At 45.3% G+C, this 18908-nt stretch carries 12 protein-coding genes; 7 read left to right on the top strand and 5 right to left on the bottom strand.

The genetic code is table 11. From position 1 onward, the window contains the following. Positions 1–266 precede the first annotated feature (266 nt). The 3 genes from nifJ to QZ371_RS01020 all read right to left on the bottom strand — a co-directional run bounded on the left by nifJ (position 267) and on the right by QZ371_RS01020 (position 6499). On the bottom strand, positions 267–3836 hold the full coding sequence (gene nifJ, locus QZ371_RS01030; RefSeq protein WP_295207793.1) for a pyruvate:ferredoxin (flavodoxin) oxidoreductase: 3570 nt from the start codon (positions 3834–3836) through the stop codon (positions 267–269). Positions 3837–4521: 685 nt separating this feature from the next. Further along, the gene (locus QZ371_RS01025; RefSeq protein ID WP_295207790.1) at positions 4522–5424 is read right to left on the bottom strand and encodes a ParB/RepB/Spo0J family partition protein; all 903 of its coding nucleotides are present in this window, start codon (positions 5422–5424) and stop codon (positions 4522–4524) included. A 292-nt stretch (positions 5425–5716) separates the two neighbouring features. Then, positions 5717–6499, bottom strand: coding sequence for a ParA family protein (locus QZ371_RS01020; protein ID WP_295208079.1), 783 nt, complete (start codon positions 6497–6499; stop codon positions 5717–5719). A gap of 418 nt (positions 6500–6917) precedes the next feature. Between QZ371_RS01020 and QZ371_RS01015 the strand changes: the two genes are divergently transcribed. Beyond that, positions 6918–7853, top strand: a complete 936-nt coding sequence (locus tag QZ371_RS01015) for a ParB/RepB/Spo0J family partition protein (RefSeq protein WP_295207787.1) — start codon at positions 6918–6920, stop codon at positions 7851–7853. 246 nt (positions 7854–8099) lie between these two features. Here QZ371_RS01015 and QZ371_RS01010 read toward each other — a convergent pair whose 3' ends face one another. Beyond that, complete coding sequence (locus tag QZ371_RS01010) at positions 8100–9458, bottom strand: CAP domain-containing protein (RefSeq protein WP_295207784.1); 1359 nt, start codon at positions 9456–9458, stop codon at positions 8100–8102. Positions 9459–9813: 355 nt separating this feature from the next. Next, complete coding sequence (locus QZ371_RS01005) at positions 9814–10743, bottom strand: NAD(P)-dependent oxidoreductase (RefSeq protein ID WP_295207781.1); 930 nt, start codon at positions 10741–10743, stop codon at positions 9814–9816. Between the two features lie 387 nt (positions 10744–11130). Here QZ371_RS01005 and QZ371_RS01000 point away from each other — a divergent pair, with 387 nt between their 5' ends. From QZ371_RS01000 to rsmG, 6 genes are all read left to right on the top strand, one after another. Beyond that, positions 11131–12528, top strand: coding sequence for an acyltransferase (locus QZ371_RS01000; protein ID WP_295207778.1), 1398 nt, complete (start codon positions 11131–11133; stop codon positions 12526–12528). Positions 12529–12664: 136 nt separating this feature from the next. Then, positions 12665–13444, top strand: coding sequence for a hypothetical protein (locus QZ371_RS00995; protein ID WP_295207775.1), 780 nt, complete (start codon positions 12665–12667; stop codon positions 13442–13444). Between the two features lie 11 nt (positions 13445–13455). Then, complete coding sequence (locus QZ371_RS00990; protein WP_295207772.1) at positions 13456–14412, top strand: TIGR01212 family radical SAM protein; 957 nt, start codon at positions 13456–13458, stop codon at positions 14410–14412. Between the two features lie 187 nt (positions 14413–14599). Then, entirely contained in the window at positions 14600–15970 is a 1371-nt protein-coding gene (gene mnmE, locus QZ371_RS00985) for a tRNA uridine-5-carboxymethylaminomethyl(34) synthesis GTPase MnmE (RefSeq protein ID WP_295207769.1), read from the top strand. Between the two features lie 18 nt (positions 15971–15988). Next, a complete protein-coding gene (gene mnmG, locus QZ371_RS00980) occupies positions 15989–17905 on the top strand; it encodes a tRNA uridine-5-carboxymethylaminomethyl(34) synthesis enzyme MnmG (RefSeq protein WP_295207766.1) in 1917 nt (638 codons plus the stop codon). 6 nt (positions 17906–17911) lie between these two features. Next, positions 17912–18640, top strand: a complete 729-nt coding sequence (gene rsmG, locus QZ371_RS00975; RefSeq protein WP_295207763.1) for a 16S rRNA (guanine(527)-N(7))-methyltransferase RsmG — start codon at positions 17912–17914, stop codon at positions 18638–18640. Positions 18641–18908: the final 268 nt, after the last annotated feature.

Below are 18908 nucleotides of genomic sequence, written 5' to 3'. Positions count from 1 at the left end.
TTTGTCAACCCCTTCTTTTTAATTCGGCAGGGGCAAGCCCCTGCACCGAATTCGCATAGGGCTGGACTACAGGCAAGTTACTTAGTAGCCCGAGGACTGGACAGGCTGTAAACCGTACATAGCATTAAACCGTACAGAGTGCGTTTGGTTTAAATACAATGTTTTTGAAACTGTCAAATATGTAGGGGCGAACAGCGTTCGCCCGTTTTCTTTAGACAACAAAAAAAGACTGCACTAGCGTGCAGCCTCTTTTTATTAGAAAGGAATTACTTCTCTTCTGTATTGTAAAGCTTAGCGTATCTGAGCAGATAATCATATCTGTCCTTAGCGTTCTGAACAGCCTTACCAAAGAGCTTCTCAGCTCTCTCAGGATTCTGTCTAGCAAGTGCGTTGTAACGTACCTCGCCCATAATGAAGTCCTTGTAATCAGCTGTTGGAGCCTTAGAATCAAGGATAAATGGATTCTTGCCCTCTGCCTTAAGACGTGGGTCGAATCTGTACAGATGCCAGTAACCAGCCTGAACAGCCTTCTTCTCCTCTGTCTGAGCAATTGACATACCGCCCTTGATACCGTGGTTGATACAAGGAGCATAACCAATGATGATAGATGGACCGTGATAAGACTCAGCCTCGTGGATTGCCTTGATGCACTGGTTGTAATCAGCACCCATTGCAACGTGTGCTACATATACATAGCCGTAAGACATTGCGATACCTGCAAGATCCTTCTTCTTAACTTCCTTACCTGCTGCCGCAAACTGTGCGATAGCACCTGTTGGAGTTGACTTAGAAGACTGTCCGCCTGTGTTGGAGTAAACCTCAGTATCGAATACGAAGATGTTTACGTCCTCGCCCTGTGCGATAACGTGGTCAACACCGGAGAAGCCGATATCATATGCCCAGCCGTCGCCGCCGAAGATCCACATTGACTTCTTTCTCAGATAGTCAGCGTCCTTGAGGATCTCTTCAGTTGCCTTATTCTTTGTCTTCTTGAGAGCAGCAATAAGGTTGTCTGTTGCTGGTGAGTTCTTCTCACCGTCGTCTACTGTTTCAAGATACTCTTCACAAGCCTTCTTGAGAGCAGCAGCCTTTGTTGTCTTAGAAAGCTCAAGTACCTTTGCGATAGTTCTGTTTCTGATAGTTGACTGTGCAAGGAACATACCGTAACCATACTCAGCGTTATCCTCGAACAGAGAGTTTGCCCAAGCCGGACCCTTGCCGTCCTTATTTACTGTGTAAGGAGTTGAAGGTGCAGAACCGCCCCAGATAGATGAGCAGCCTGTTGCATTAGCAATGTACATTCTGTCGCCGAAGAGCTGTGTGATGAGCTTAGCGTAAGGTGTCTCACCGCAGCCTGCGCAAGCGCCGGAGAATTCAAGCAATGGCTGCTTGAACTGTGAGCCCTTAACTGTTGTTGCCTTGAACTTCTCAAATACTTCCGGCTTGTCAGCAAGTGTAAGACCATAGTTGAATACTTCCTGCTCAGCGAGCTGAGTCTCGAGTGGCATCATACTAAGAGCCTTGTTGCCCTTCTTACCAGGACAAACATTTACGCAAGAACCGCAGCCTGTGCAGTCGAGAGCTGACATTGTCATAACGAAGTTGTATCCAGGCATACCTGTCATAGGAACAGCCTTATCCTGTGCAAGCTTTGGAGCCTTCTTGAGCTCAGCGTCTGTCATAACAACTGGTCTGATAACAGCGTGTGGACATACATATGAGCAGAAGTTACACTGGATACAATTCTCACCGTTCCAAGCTGGAACATCAACAGCAATGCCTCTCTTCTCAAATGCAGCCGAACCCTGTGGGAATGTACCGTCAGCCATACCTGTGAATGTAGAAACAGGGAGCTTGTCGCCTTCCTGTGCATTGCAAGGGATCTGAATGTTGTTTACGAAGTCCTGAAGAGTCTTGTCAGCGCACTTAGCGGCAGGCATACCCATTGGAGTATCCTTGCACTTCTTCCAGGAAGCAGGAACCTTAACTTCGTGAACCTGCTGACAACCGGCGTCGATAGCGTCGTGGTTCATCTTAACGATAGCGTCACCCTTCTTAGAATAAGAAGCAGTAGCAGCGTCCTTCATATACTTGATAGCGTCGTCGATAGGAATGATGTTAGCGAGCTTGAAGAATGCAGACTGAAGAACAGTATTGATCCTGTTGCCCAGACCGATCTCCTTACCGATCTTAACACCGTTGATGGTGTAGAACTTGATGTTGTTCTCAGCGATATATCTCTTTACCTGACCTGGGAGGTGCTTATCAAGCTCCTTGTGCTCCCACTGACAGTTGAGAAGGAATGTTCCGCCCGGCTTGATATCCTGTACCATATTGTACTTTGTGATATAAGACTCATTGTGGCAAGCAACGAAATCAGCCTGATTGATAAGGTATGTTGACTTGATAGGAGTCTTACCGAATCTCAGGTGAGAAACTGTTACACCGCCGGACTTCTTAGAGTCATATGCAAAATAAGCCTGAGCATAAAGATCTGTGTGGTCGCCGATGATCTTGATGGAGTTCTTGTTAGCGCCAACTGTACCGTCTGCGCCGAGACCCCAGAACTTACAAGCAGTTGTGCCTGCCGGAGCAGAGTCAAGCTTGCCCTCGATGTCGAGTGAGAGGTTTGTAACATCGTCTTCGATACCGATAGTAAATCTTGGCTTATAAGTGTCCTTCCAGCTTGCGTTCCAGTAAACAGCCTTGATCTGTGCAGGAGTTGTGTCCTTAGAACCAAGACCATATCTGCCTGAAGCGATAGCAACATCGTGGAACTGTGTGCCCTTGAGTGCAGCAACAACGTCAAGGTAAAGAGGCTCGCCCTCAGAACCAGGCTCCTTAGTTCTGTCGAGAACTGAGATCTGCTCACAAGTTGAAGGGATAGCTTCAACGAGCTTGTCTGCACGGAAAGGTCTGTAAAGTCTGACCTTAACGAGACCGAGCTTTGTGCCTTCCTTCTCGTTGAGGTAATCAATTGTCTCTTCGATAGTGTCACAAACAGAACCCATAGCAACGATAACGTGTGTAGCGTCTGGAGCGCCGTAGTAGTTGAAGAGCTTGTAGTTTGTGCCGATCTTCTCGTTTACCTTGTTCATATAATCCTCTACGATACCAGGGATAGCGTCATAGTAAGGATTGCAAGCTTCTCTTGCCTGGAAGAAGATATCAGGGTTCTGAGCAGTACCTCTGAGTACAGGGTGCTCAGGATTAAGAGCTCTCTTTCTGAATTCTTCTACCTTCTCGAAGTCAACCATATCTCTAACGTCTTCGATATCCCAAGTCTCGATCTTCTGGATCTCGTGAGAAGTTCTGAAACCGTCAAAGAAGTGGATAAATGGAACTCTGCCTTCGATAGTTGAAAGGTGAGCAACAGTACCGAGGTCCATAACCTCCTGTACGTTTGAAGAACAAAGCATAGCGAAACCTGTCTGACGACAAGCATAGATGTCAGAGTGGTCGCCGAAAATGTTAAGTGCGTGAGAAGCTACGCATCTTGCAGAAACGTGGATAACGCAAGGAAGCAGCTCACCAGCGATCTTATACAGGTTAGGGATCATAAGAAGAAGACCCTGAGAAGCAGTATAAGTAGTAGTAAGAGCACCTGCGGCCAGCGAACCGTGAACAGTACCTGAAGCACCTGCCTCAGACTGCATTTCAGCCAGCTTAACAGGAGTGCCGAAGAGATTTTCCTTACCCTTGGCAGCCCATTGATCTGTTACTTCTGCCATAACAGATGATGGTGTGATCGGATAGATAGCAGCGACTTCTGTAAACGGGTATGAAGCCCAAGCAGCAGCGTTGTTACCGTCCATAGTTTTCATTTTTCTTGCCATTTTAGAATCATTCCTTTCTAGAAATCTCGGTCGGTCGAATTTGACTCGCACCCGAAACTCAAATTACCTGTTCTAGCCCATCAAAGGGCTGGCTTTAAAAAACCAGGAAAGCGCACGAGACCTTGCAAAGTAAGCTTTAACAAACTTTTTCAAAGTATATCCGCTTTAACTATTATAGTATAGCACTTATTTTTGATTTTGTAAATACCTTTTCCCACATTTTTTCTTGAAATTTACCTTGTAAACCCCCGATTTTCGGTTAGTTGTGGCTTCCTCACCCTTCTGAGAAAGACCCATAGAAAAGCCGATATTACCCATATGATTTAGCACATAAAATATGATAAAATGATTAAACAATTGCTAAAATTTATGCAAATTTGGTTTAATTTTATGCAGTTTATTAATGTATAAATATGCAGAAATTTATACACTTTGTATGGTTTTCGCAGGGCTGATCTCAGCCACAAAGTTCTTATATTTTATAAAGATTTTAACCTATCCAAGGTGGGAATATCTTTATAAAATGAACATTGGGTGAGACATCATCGTAATACGAGTGTGCTAAAAGACGGGCGACCACAGGTCGCCCCTACATATTTTTATAACCGAAACGTTGCAAATGTTCCACGTGGAACATTTTAAATTGTCTTTATCTGTGTCTTTGCGATCGCTTTAGCTCTCATAATTACATATTCATAAGCAACTCCGCCAGCGAATTGAGTATCCCCTCAACATCAACATCTGCCCCGAACTTTACATCAAGCTTCGCCTCGCCCTTTGAACCCTGCGACAAACTTACCTTGACCTTGTCCGTACTCTGATTAACAGTCCGCTCAAACTCATCATACAGCGGATTGATCGCCTTGCGCTTTATCTTCTTCGGCTTCTCCTCAGTGGAAAGTTTCGCAATATTCTTCTCAAGCTCTCTCACCGACCAACCCTTCTCGGCACACTCCAGCGCAGCCTTCTCCTGCAACTCATTGTCCTCAATGCCAGCCAAAACCTTAGCGTGACCCTCAGTCAGCTTCTTCTCTTTCAACAGCCCACGAGCAACATCACAAAGGTTCAAAAGCCTCAGCGAATTTGCTATCGCCGAACGTGATCTGCCAACAGCCTCAGCCACCTGCTGCTGCGTCAAACCATAGCTTTCTATCAAAGTCTGATAAGCTGCAGCTTCTTCCAGCGGAGTAAGATCACGGCGCTGGATATTCTCGATAAGTGAAATTTCCGCAGCCTCAAGGTCGGACATATCCTTGATGAAAACAGGTATCTCCTCCAACCCTGCAAGCCTCGAAGCCCTCCACCTGCGCTCGCCTGCGACTATCTTGTATCCGCCATTATCCAGCGGACGGACAAGTATCGGCTGCAAAACTCCGTGCTGGCGGATATTTTCAGCCAGCTCATTAAGCGCCTCCTCGTCAAACTCCGAACGTGGCTGTTTTTTATCAGGCTCGATAAGCGAAATCCTCACCATAGAGGTTCCACCCTCAGCGCCCTTCTCCTCGTTCTCCACACTCTCAGCCGTATCAACTGAATTATCAAAAAACAGGCTATCCAGCCCTCTATCCATTCGACTCTTCTTCGCCATTTTTCTAACCTCGCATTCTCTGTACTTCGGGCGACGCACTTTGTAGCCCGAATACGGGACAGACTTTAAACCATACATAGAAATAAACCGTACAAAGTCTGATTTGTTATTTTCTTTTACAATGTTGTTAAACTATTTTTTTCAATGCTGTTTAATTCACATATTTGTATTTTTGACAACACCAATTGTCGGGGACGGCGTCCTCGACGTCCCACTTGTTTCACACATTCTTTTAATCTCAATCACAATGTTCCACGTGGAACATTCAAAAGAATAATGTGCTTTCTCATTCTTACTGATTTTTAGATATTTTTTTCTCACGCTTGACAATTTCTTTTGCAAGTTCTTCATAAGCCTTTGAACCTTTCGCTTTTTTGTCATAGTAGATCGCAGGCTCGCCGAAGCTTGGGGCTTCTGAGAGGGCAACGTTTCTCGGGATAACAGTTTCAAAAACTTCTTTCGGGAAGTGCTTTTTGACTTCCTTAATTATCTGCCCTGTGATCTTGTAGCGCTCAACGCACATTGTAAATAGTATGCCCTCAATGCGCAGATCGTGGTTCCAAGCTGATTTTACTCTGTTGATGGTGTTGTGCAGCTCGACAAGACCCTCCAGCGAGAGAAATTCGCATTGCAGTGGGATAAGCACGGAATCTGCGGCAACAAGTGCATTTATTGTCAGCATATCCAGCGTTGGCGGACAGTCGATAAAGATGTAATCATAAAATTCTTTTGCAGGCAGCAGAGCGTTTCTCAGCTTGAAGGCACGATTTTCTGCTGTTACAAGCTCGACGGCTGCACCTGAAAGATCTTGTGTTGTTGGGATAACGGACACGCCACGGCAGGTAGTGGGGACGACAGCTTCAAAGTAGGAGCAATCGCCTGTGAGGACATCATAGATCGTGTTGCGGATACTTTTTTTCTGAATACCGAAACTTGTGGTGGTGTTGCCCTGTGGGTCGAAATCGACGATGAGGACTTTTTTGCCTTTGAGACCGAAAACCGCCGCAAGGTTAACGACAGTAGTTGATTTACCGACGCCGCCTTTTTGATTAGAGACGGCAATAATTTTTCCCATATTCAATTTATTCAAACCTCTTTTCGTGAAAAACTAAGTTAATTCTATTATACTACAAAATAGCAGATTTGAAAAGACCTTTTAAGAAAAAAATCTGTTGAGAAAAAGCAGAAAGTAAAAATTCAAAGCAAAGCAGCGATATTCCAGTCCAATGTTCCACGTGGAACATTTTGAAGCACACTTATATCAAGCCGACAGCATTTGCAAAGCCGTAGTACCAACTAAAAATCCACAAAGTATGATAATATCCCCCATAACGCAAGAGCTATTATATATATAAATGGTGTAAATGCGAAAAAAGCTGCGGAATCGGTCGGGAAAATGCGATTTTTTCTTTGAATTTTTCTATGGATTACCGACCGAAAATGTGTTAAAATCAAAGCAGAATTTTTCTAATTTTTTATGGGAGGAAAATGCTATGAGCTTGATCTCAATTCCAAAAGCGCTTTCAAAAGCTTTCATCGAGGAGGATAACGGCGGTTCGGATATCCGCAGCAGCGAAAAAAAATCAGCAGGGCAGTACCAAACACTTGGGCGGATAATCGACATTTCAACTGCGGAGATCAGACCGAACCCCAACCAGCCACGGCGGCATTTCGATACATACGAGCTGACAAGCCTTACGAAAAGTATCTCGCAGGACGGTATCATCCAGCCGCTGACTGTTCGCAAAACTGAGGGCGGTTTTGAACTTGTGTCGGGAGAGCGCAGGCTGAGGGCGGCGAAGCTTGCCGGGCTGCGGTCTGTGCCCTGTATCCTTATTAACGCCGACGAGGAGCGGTCGCAGATTATTGCGCTTATCGAGAATATCCAGCGTGCCGATCTGAACTTTTTTGAGGAGGCTGAGGCGATACAAACGCTGATCTCAAAGTACAATATGACGCAGGAATCGGCGGCGATAAGGCTGGGTTTTGCGCAATCTACTATTGCAAACAAGCTTCGGGTGCTGAAACTTTCCGCCGAGGAGCGGTCTGTGCTGATGAATGCAAAGCTTGGCGAGCGGCACGCAAGGGCGCTTTTGAAGCTGCCCGAAGGTGAAATGCGGCTCGAGGCGGCGCAGAAGGCTGCGGAAAATTTGTGGACTGTGGACGCTCTCGAAAAGTACATCGCAAAACTTTTGCAGGAGGAGGCCAAACGCTCCAGCTATCACAAGCGTGCTGTTATGCTCAAGGACGTGCGGCTTTTTTTCAACACCGTCAACAAGGCGATGGACGTTATGCGAATGGCAGGTGTAAAGGCTGACGCAAAGCGTGTGGATCACGAAGGGTATATTGAGTATATTATCACTATTCCATCGGGGGACGATGGTGGGGCTATGGACTGTGAGGAAATTAATCAAAAGGACAAGTCTTAGGTATAAGAAGCAAACAGTAAAATGACGTCACCTACATTTGGATTGATTTTTTCAACATTCATTTTAAGCATTGTTGAAAATTTGGGCATAAAAAAGGACGACTTGATGTCGTCCTTTTCGTTTATGTACCAAGCTCAATGCAATTGTGTTTTCCTTAGCGGCTTTATCCTCGGGCTACTATGCAAAGTCAGCCCGTAGTTCAGATTATGCGAATTAAAAGAAATGTTCCACGTGGAACATTGTCACCTATACATCTGAGTAGAATAGCTGATCCCAATAGATCATTTCGTTTTCGCCGTCCATATAGCTGTTTTTCGCTACTGCCATATAGCGCACGTTGGGATTGAGGATATTCTCTCTGTGGCCTTCCGACTGCATCCATTGGTCGAAAACTTCTTTTACGCCGGTCATACAGTTCATTCCTGTGGCGATGTTTTCTGCGACGCTGTACCATTCGGGAAGTCCGACTTCTTCAAAGACTGTATCATAGCCTGTGCCGTCGGGGCGGTTGTGGGAATACTCCTGTGCGATCTCGCCTGCACGGACTGCGGCGGCGGAATCGAGGAGTTCAAGTCCGCTGAGTTCGTTCAAGCCGTACTGACGGCGGACTTCATTTACATAGCCGAGAAGCTCGGAGGTCTCGGCGGAAATGTTTCGGTTCATCATATTTGTTGAAGAATCTGGCTCGGAAGGTTGTTCGGGCTCGGGGATATATGCCTCAGTCGTTGTGGTCGTGGTCTGAGGTTCGGTCTCCTTTTTCGCCGTTGTGGTAGTTTCCGAAGTTGTTTTCTTGGTGGTCGCTTTGGTGGTCGTACTAACAGTTGTTGTGGTGGTCTGGGCAGGTACGATATCCGCCGAATGTGGGGCTTCCATCGTTTTTCCGTTAATAATGACCTTATCACCCGAAACGCTGATATAATTTGTGCCGACGACGATAGACTCCATAAGTTCGTTATTGGAATTGGTGATCTCCATACCCTTTTCCACCGCTTCAAGCTCATACTCAGCGCCGTTTATATCCTTGACTTTGGCTTTAGCGATTTTTTTGCCGTTCTTTCTAATTTCAAATTTGCCCTGAGATATGCACTCGATAGAGATATTTTCAGTTACGTTGAAGCTATGGAAGCTTTGGTCGAAATACTCCACCTTTGTGCCTGCGTAAAAGACTTCGTTATCCTTTATGATGATTCGAGTGCCCTTATAGCTGAAAGAATTGACTTCCTTGCCGTTTTTTGAAAGGGTTATATGATAATTTTTATTTGTGATAGTGAGGACTTCGCCGTTATCGTCTGTGATATCGAGAGTGGAAAGTTCCTCATTATTGCTATTTATAATAGTATAAGTTCCCTGTGCGTTTGCAAAGAGGACTGCGCCATTATCGAAAGTTATCTTATTGCAGCTTGCGGTGGTTTTTATAGTTGTGACTGCGCCTGTTATGACGAGGGCGGCTTTTTCGCCAGTGACTGTGGTGGTGGTCACGCCTGTTTTATATGTAGAATACTGGGTGAGCTGTTTCGCTTTCTGCTCGCCGCCGATGTTTCCGCAGGAGGAAAGGCAAATTGCGGCTGCGCATACTGCGGCGATACTTTTCAACTTATTATTCATATCAATATATTCCTCCCACTCAATTTTGAAATGTTTCACGTGGAACATTCTTTTTAATTCGCATAATCTGTACTTCGGGCGACTTTACGTTGTAGCCCGAGGATTGGACAGACTTTAAACCGTACATAGGAATAAACCATACATAGTCTGTTCGGATATTCTGTCCTCAGATATGTTATATTATATCACTTAAACGTTTATATGTCAAGAAAAATAATGCAAATTGCATAATTGGTTTTATTTTTATAATTAAACAATATTGTGGTTTTTATGCAAATGTTCCACGTGGAACATTCTTTTTGTATGGGCATAAAAAATAAGAGGAGACAACTTTTGATTGTCTCCTCTTATGTAATCACTTAGTATTTGATAAAGTCCAGCGGAATGGGGCTATTCGCTTTGCTCTGGTGTTGTCGATGTTCCAGTTGTTGAATGTTATCGACGGGTCAAAGTAACGATAGTCTGTTTTCATTTTTCCCTTATTTATGCTGATACCCATTCCCGGGGCTTTCTGTATTACCGCACCTATTCTGTGGTGCTCCTTCTCATAGTCGATTATTTCTTTCGCTGTTATCATTCTTGAATCGGCGATGTTATAAATGCCCTCATATCTGCCTGTGGGCACATTGATGATACCATTTATAAAGTCGATAAGATTGAATACGCAGCAGAATGAATAGCCATACTCACCATCATTGAAAATATAGGCAACATTTTCCTTTGAGTCAAAAACTCTGTCACGCAGATTTTGAGTATACTCGGCGTCATATATTGGCGCAACTCTTGCGATGACCTCTACGGTATCAGACTTTTTGAACTCTTTCTGCATTATCTTTTCAGACGTCATTTTAAGATCGGCATAGTTGGAATTTCCCTTTTCGGGAGCTGTTTCCCTTATCGGCTCTCTTCCCTTTTGAACGCCGTATATCGCTGTTGTACTCAGCAAAATAAAACTTCTTACCTCTGCCTTATTTGCGGCCGCATAGATGAACTTATCGCAGGTCTTACTTCTCTTGATCTCTGCGTCGGTCACATACGGGTCGATATCATTATCGACAGAATTTGCCAGATGAACTACGACATCTATCTTGTTGCTTTCGATAACAGAAGTTATAGCGTCCTTATCAGTTATATCGCATTGAACGAAAGTATAGTTCGGATCAGTTCCGATGAAATCGTTTTTTCGTGTGTCAATTCCATACACACGATGCTTTTTATGAAGCAGACTGGAGGTCAGATAGAGACCAATCATTCCGCTTGCACCTGTGACTAAGATTGAAGCCATTCTTCGCCACTCCTTCCCCAAGTAAAATAGCATAAGTATTTACCTTTATTATAACACAGTTTTTCGTATTTGCAAATACTTTTTGAAAAAAACTGAAAAATTTAGATTTTCTTTATAATTTTGCTTGCTATATTTAGTGAATTGTGATAAAATTATAGGTGAAATCTTTACTTACAGGACTTATAGACTAGGTTGATGATATCAAAGTGATACTGTCGAAAGAAGTGCTGATCGACGGGCGAACGTAAATTGTTGTGAGCCTTGTCGAACAACAATTTTCCCCTACAAATTATTTAAGTTCATTATTTATGTGTAGTTGATTTTCTGCTTTATCGACAGTCTCAATATTAATAATGTTATTATGTAAAAATTAAGGAGATCATAAAATTGGTATACTCTGATCTGATATTTATACTGGGAATGTTCCCTATTATGACCATACTGTCCCTTTTTGACAGAAGCGCTGAATACAAGAACCTTATCCTTATAATATGCTCTTTGCTGTTTTTCAGCTGGGGAAGGCCTTTTGCCCTTTGTCTTATTTTCCTCTCCGTCATACTGGACTGGGCGTTCGGTGCGATCATTTACAAGAACCGTGAAAATAGGGGTTTGTGCACGCTGGTGCTTATCCTTGACGCTGTTATGAACATTGGGCTGTTTTTAGTGTTCGGGCAGAACTTCCTTTTTAATAAGGTAAAGAAGCTGAGTTTTGACGCTGCGATACTGCCTATTGGAATGGGATTTTACACGCTGAGAGGATTCTCATACGTTTATGACATTTTCAAGGGATATTCAAAGTCGGAGAAAAATATTTTCTGCTTGCTCACTTATATGGTATCTTTGCATTTTATGGTGGTAGGACCTTTGGTGAGATACAAGGACATTGAGCCGCAGATAAGGCATAGAGAGATAAACGGCAAGAAGCTGAACGAGGGTCTTAACAGGATCGTTTACGGCTTTGGCAAGGTGGTACTTTTGGCCGGAGTATTTGAGCGGATAAAGCTTGCGGGGCTAAATGGAAAAGAGATCACTACTATCGGCTGCTGGCTTGGTATGCTGGCGTTCTTGGCGCAATATTATTTTCTGTTCACGGGGCTTTCGGATATGGCGAAAGGTCTTGGACTTGTGAACGGATTTGAATATCCTGACAACTACACGGACATTGAAGCGGACGGCCTTTTCGTTGGAATGGTGAAGAGTTTCAACACGACGGTGGTTGAATTTTTCGGCGAAGTATTTGGGCTGAAAAATGATGATGTTGAAAATGGTCGCAGCCGAAATATTGCTATACACATTTTGCTTTATATTCTTTGCGGCTGCGTGCTTTCTATATGGTATGAGGCGAGGGTCAATTATATTATTGTTGGCGTCCTGGCAGCTTTGCTTTGCGCTATTGAAAAGGCGTTTCTTGGCAAGGGGCTTGAAAAGCTGCCCAGCTTTGTTCAGTACATTTATCTTGTGCTGACTGCTATGCTAATATTCGGCGGACTTTATTTTGACAGTTTGTACGGATACAGAAAGTGGCTGCTTGCGCTGCTGGGCGTTGGGGTGAAATACAGTCTCAGCGTATCGGTGAAGTATGCGGTGCTCAAGAATATCACGCTTATCATAATTGCGTTCTTTATCGTTTGTCCGCCTGCGAAAAGGCTTTTTGTTGGTGGGTTCAAGAAGCTTGCAGACAGGTCTGCGGCGGCTTATGGAAGAGTTATGACGCTCAAGACTGTTATGACGGCGGTTATCTTCATTGTCAGCGTTATCACGCTGGCGGCGGAATATTCGGTTTGATCGGTTTGAGGTTTGACAACAGGCTAAATTGCATTTGATTACGAATTTTCAACAGTTGGGCGAATGTTTGTTGACAAATAATGCGGTTTGATTTTTTGATTTTAGATTTTATGATTTATTATCCGAGGGCGGTAAAATGAAAGACAATATTAAACAATTTAATATAGTGCATAACGACAAAGAAAAAGAATTTGTTATGCCGCAGGAATGTGAAATGGCGGACAGGACTTCTCAGGAGATCGCAAAGGAAAATCTTGAGGGGCATTACAGTTTCGTCAATCTGCTCACGCTGGCGGTATTGATGCTTTTTGCCTGCATATTCTTTATTGCGGTATCGGGAAGCGATATCGTTGAGGACAACAACACGTCTTTGTCTTTCAAGACGTTTTTCTCGGGGGATTACACTCAGGCTATCGAGGACACTTATAATAATAGTATACCTTTTCCGGACGCTATGAAGGCTATCGAGGAGAGGATATCCCTTATTTATGGTATCGGCAACAAGGTGACTGACCCTATCAAGGAGATAAGCGACGACACGGACAAGGATCACAACAGCTTCGATCAGCCGACAAATAATGATGATGACACGGACGAAAATGTTATCACAACCACGACTAAGGCGGCGGACGGGGAAGTTACCACCACAAAGAAAAATGACGACAAGAAAAAGACTACCACCACCACGGCCATAGACAGGCCTGAGGAGACGGAGACTTCTACAACGACTTCGACGGCTTCCACCACGACAAATAATGACAAGCCTTATTATACTGAGACGACTACGGAGCAGATCTATCAGCCGGGTCCGACGACGACTACCACGGCTGCGACCACAACAACAACTACGACTACAACGACCACCACCACGTCTCCGCCGACAGAGACTTCGGCGGAGACTGAGGAAGGGGAATAAATTATCCCAATATGAACAGCAGATTTGACAACCCTTTTATTTACTCGGACGACAACAAGAGATATCACACTTACAATTACTACCTTAAACATAGATTTGGAAAGAAAGTTTATAAAATTCCGCTGAACGTTGACCTTGGCTGTCCGAACAGAGACGGCACCAAGGGTATCGGCGGCTGCTTGTTCTGCTCATCAAAGAGGAGCGGAGATTTTGCAGGCGACCCGAGAGAGGACATTCTTACTCAATACAATGATATGCGTGAGAAGATAAAGGACAAGCTTGACAATGGGCTTTGCATTGCTTATTTTCAGGCTGGGTCGAACACATATGCGGATATCGAAACGCTGAGAAAAATGTTTTATACAGCCCTGTCATTTGATGATCTGGCAGGGCTTTCTATCGCAACAAGGGCGGATTGCCTTGACAACGAAAAGGCGGATATGCTGGCGGAAATTGCGGAGAAAACTTATCTTACTGTGGAGCTTGGATTGCAGACTATCCACGACGAGACGGCTTTTAAAATGAACAGGTGTCATAGCTATGAGGACTTTTTGAAAGGGTTCGGGCTGCTGAAAAACAGAGGGATAAACGTTTGCGTGCATATCATTGACGGGCTGCCAAATGAGAGCAGAGAAATGATGATCGACACGGCGAGGGCTGTGGGGGAGCTCGGTGTACACGGAGTTAAGATACATTTGCTGCATATTCTGAAAAATACGGGGCTTTCGGAGATGTATGAGAGAGGCGAGTTTAGGGCGCTTGAGATGGGAGAGTATGTAAATATCGTCTGTGACCAGCTTGAGGTGCTGCCGGAAGAGACCGTTATACAGAGAATAACGGGGGACGGAGAGAGGAATGAGCTTGTTGCGCCATTGTGGAGCTTGAGGAAAAAAGTTGTGATGAATGAGATAGATAAGGAAATGGGTAGAAGAAATAGTTGGCAGGGAAAATTATTAGTTAATAGTTAATAATTAATAGTTAATAGTTGATAGTTGATAATTTATAGTTAATAGTTTATAGTTTATGTAATTGACGTTTTTCATAAAAATATAAAGTAGGGGCGAACACTTTTTGCCCGCAGACTGTCGAAAAACGCCCGTTTGCCCATTTGATCAAAATGAAAATATACAAATATAAAATAGTGAGGTCGGAGAAATGAGGAATATTTGTGCGGTGTCTACGCCGGTGGCGGAGGGCGGTATTTCCGTTATCAGAATAAGCGGTGACAAGGCTATCGAGATCGCCGGAAAGGTTTTTAGGCCTTTGTCCTGCGGAAGTGTTGAAAATATGGAGGGGTATACCTGCGCTTACGGAAAGATCGTTGACGGGAACGGACGTGAAGTTGACGACGGCGTGCTGACTGTTTTTCGTGCTCCGAGGTCTTACACGGGGGAAAATGTTTGCGAGATATCCTGCCACGGCGGCGTTTACGTTACAAAAAAAGTGCTGAGACTTTGCATTGAAAATGGTGCGGAGCTTGCTCAGAGGGGCGAGTTCACAAAGAGGGCGTTTCTTAACGGAAAGCTATCTCTCACGCAGGCGGAGGGCGTTATGGAGACTATATCTGCCCAGGGCGAATATGCGCTGAACTCGGCGAACCTTACCAAAGAGGGCAGGCTTTTCAAGCTTATTTCGGAAATGTCTCAGAAGTTTGTGACCATTCTTGGCGAGCTTGGGGCTTGGGTAGATTATCCTGAGGAGGACTTGCCTGAGGTTTCGGAGGATAATTTAAGGGCAAGTTTGAAGTCTGCGCTGGGTGGGCTTGACAGGATACTTGCAGATTATGACAGCGGAATGATACTGAAAAACGGCGTTGACACGGTTATCGCAGGAAAGCCGAATGTTGGAAAATCAACGCTTATGAATATGCTGCTTGGATTTGACAGGTCGATCGTGACGGACGTTGCAGGAACGACTAGGGACGTTATTGAAGAGAGTGCGAAGCTTGGGGAGCTTGTATTGAAGCTTTCGGACACGGCAGGAATACACGAGACGGACGATCAAGTTGAGAAGATCGGTGTTGACATTGCGAAGAAGAAGCTTGAAAATGCAATGCTTGTAATTGAAGTTTTTGACATATCGAGGGAGCTTGACGGCGAGGACAGGGAGCTGCTTGAATATGTCAAGGGGCTTGGCAAGAAGGTCATCATTGTGCTCAACAAGTCTGATCTTGAATGCAGGCTTGACAGGAGTGAATTTAAGGGTTACGCTGACAATGTTATTGAGATATCGGCGAAGCTTGACGAAGGCAGAGGCGCATTACAGTCTGCTGCGGAGGGACTTTTAGGCATAGGCGGATACGACGCTGACAGCACGATCTTTGCCAACGAGAGGCAGAAGGCTTGTGCGGAGAGGGCGAGAAAGTATCTTGCTTTGGCTCTCGAAAGTCTTGATTACGGCGAGACTTTGGACGCTGTGACTGTTATGATCGACAACGGGGCGAACGCTTTACTTGAGCTGACGGGTGAGAAGGCCACGGAGGCTGTGGTTGACGAGGTGTTTGCTAAGTTTTGTGTGGGAAAATAAAAAGGTGGTTTTCTTATTATGGTTAAAGAATATTTCGACATAGTTGTCATCGGTGCTGGTCACGCCGGCTGTGAGGCGGCGCTTGCTTCCGCCAGACTCGGGCTCAAGGTGGCTCTTTTCACTATCACGCTGGACGGCGTTGCCAATATGCCCTGCAACCCTTCTATCGGCGGCACAGCAAAAGGTCATCTCGTTCGTGAGATCGACGCTCTCGGCGGCGAAATGGGTCGGGCGGCTGACAAAACTTTCATTCAGAGCCGTATTCTCAACCGTGGAAAAGGCCCTGCTGTTCACAGCCTGCGTGCGCAGATCGACCGTGTGGAATATCACAAGCTGATGAAAAAAACTATCGAGGACACTGAGGGGCTTTTCCTCAAGCAAGCGGAAATTACTGACATTTTGTTTGATGAGAGCGGCAAGGTTGTTCGTGGTGTGCGGACAAAACTTGGCACGGAATATGACTGCAAGGCTGTTGTCATTTCTACGGGTACTTATCTTGGCGGAACTGTTCATGTTGGTGCGGTTTCTTATTCTAGTGGCCCAGACGCCACTTTGCCTGCACTTAGTTTAACCGACTGTTTGCGAAAAGCAGGTATGACTATCCGACGTTTCAAGACTGGCACGCCTGCCCGTGTACACAAGCGTTCAATTGATTTTGACAAGCTTGAGGTGCAATATGGCGATGATGAGATAACGCCGTTTTCTTTTGATAATCACGAGAAACTTGAGAATAAAGTCAAGTGTTATATTGCTTACACAAATGAGGAAACGCACAAAGTTATTAGGGATAATATTCATCTTTCGCCGATATATTCGGGGCGTATACACGCAATTGGCCCTCGTTATTGTCCGTCTATCGAGGACAAAATTATGAGGTTTGCGGACAAGCCGAGACACCAGCTTTTCATTGAGCCGATGGGGCTTGACACGGAGGAATATTATTTGCAGGGTATGTCCTCGTCGCTGCCTGAGTTTGTGCAGCTCCAGTTTTTGCATACTATCAAGGGGCTTGAGCACGTTGAGATCATGAGGAACGCTTACGCTATCGAATATGATTGCTGCGACCCGACGGAGCTTGCGGCGACTTTGGAATTCAAGGCGTTTGACGGGCTTTACGGCGCTGGACAATTCAACGGCACTTCGGGTTATGAAGAGGCGGCGGCGCAGGGACTTATTGCAGGTATCAACGCTGCGCTGAAAATTCTTGGCAGAAAGCAGCTTATTTTGGACAGGGCTTCCTCATATATCGGCACGCTTATTGACGACCTTGTGACGAAGGGCTGTTCTGACCCGTACCGAATGTTGACCTCGAGGAGCGAATACAGGCTTTTGCTGAGGCAGGACAATGCGGATATAAGGCTTACGCCGATCGGGCACGATATCGGGCTTATTTCAGATGAGCGATTTGAGCATTTGCAGGAGAAAATTAGGCTCATCGACAAGGAGATCGAGCGTGTTTCAAAGGTGAATATTGCGCCGTCAGAGGGGATAAACCAATATCTTGAAAGCGTTGGCACGGACGTTTTGAACAACGGCATAAAGCTTTCCCAGCTTATCCGCCGACCAAAGGTAACTTACGAGGGGCTTGCAACCTTTGACAAGGACAGGCCGCAGCTTTCGGCGGAGGTCAAGGAGCAAGTTGAATTGCAGATCAAGTATGAGGGTTACATTAAAATTCAGCTCGAGCAGGTCAAGGATATGCGAAAGCTGGAGAAAAAAGCTTTGCCTGCGGGGCAGGATTACAGTGAGATCAAGGGGCTTAGGCTGGAGGCGGCTGAAAAGCTCAATAAGATCAAGCCTGTTTCGGTGGGACAGGCAAGCAGGATAAGTGGTGTTAATCCAGCAGATGTGGGAGTTTTGCTCATTTGGCTGGCTTCGCTGAACGGTGAAAAGCACCATCGAAATGTTGAAAATAACGAAAACAAGGAGGGATAATGCTTGATGAACGAGGGTGCGAAACTTGTTTCTTTTGAGGAGTTTTCCGAACTTTTCGGCGGTGGAAAAATCGAAATCAATGAGAAGCAGTACGAAAAGTTTTCGCTTTATGCGGAGCTTTTGTGCGAATGGAACGAAAAGATCAATCTGACTGCAATTACTGACCCTGAGGGCATTGCGGTGAAGCATTTTTTTGACAGCGTTTATCCCTTTACGCTTTTTGAGGTTGCAGAGGGTGCGAAAATTATCGACGTTGGCACGGGGGCAGGGTTTCCGTCCTGTCCGCTGAAAATTATGCGTGACGATGTGAAGATAACGCTTTTGGACAGTTTGAACAAGCGGATAAATTTTTTGGGACAGCTTTCGGACAGGCTGGAGCTTGGAGCGACGTGCATACACGGCAGGGCGGAAGAGCTTGGGCGGAACGGCGAATGCAGGGAGCAATTTGACATTGCGACGGCGAGGGCTGTGGCAAATTTGACGGAGCTTTGCGAATATTGTTTGCCGTTTGTGAAAGTTGGCGGATATTTTGCGGCTTTGAAGGGTTCGAGCGGCGAAGAGGAATTGAAAGAGGCTAAATCTGCGGTGAAAGTGCTTGGAGGAAAGGTCGAGGAAGTGTTTGAGTACGAGTTGCCGATGGGGGACGGACGGACGTTGATACTCATTAAGAAAACGGGGAATACGCCGGAGAAGTACCCTAGAAACAAGGGGCAGATGAAGAATAAAAAGCTTTGAAAGCCTCAGAAGTGCGAATTTGATTTTGTACCCAAAATAGCGCAGCGAAGGCGCGGGTCCAGCGGCGCGACGCTGGTCGGGTGCAGGGCGAAGCGCCTGCCGGGTTCTTAGGGCAGAGCCCTGAGTAGGGTTTGGGGCTAGCCCCAATCGGCGATAGCCGACTTTTGTAGGCGCAGAAAAGTAAAAGAAGCATAGCAAAAGCTGTGCTTCTTTTTTTTGTTATGTCGAAGCATTTATCTGCGCCGATCTCATTGATGTCGGTAAAGTC

The sequence above is a fragment of the Ruminococcus sp. genome (assembly GCF_019423705.1).
Taxonomy (GTDB): domain Bacteria; phylum Bacillota; class Clostridia; order Oscillospirales; family Ruminococcaceae; genus Hominimerdicola.
The sequence above is the reverse complement of the archived record's forward strand: the minus strand, read 5'-3'. Positions and strand labels throughout refer to the sequence as shown.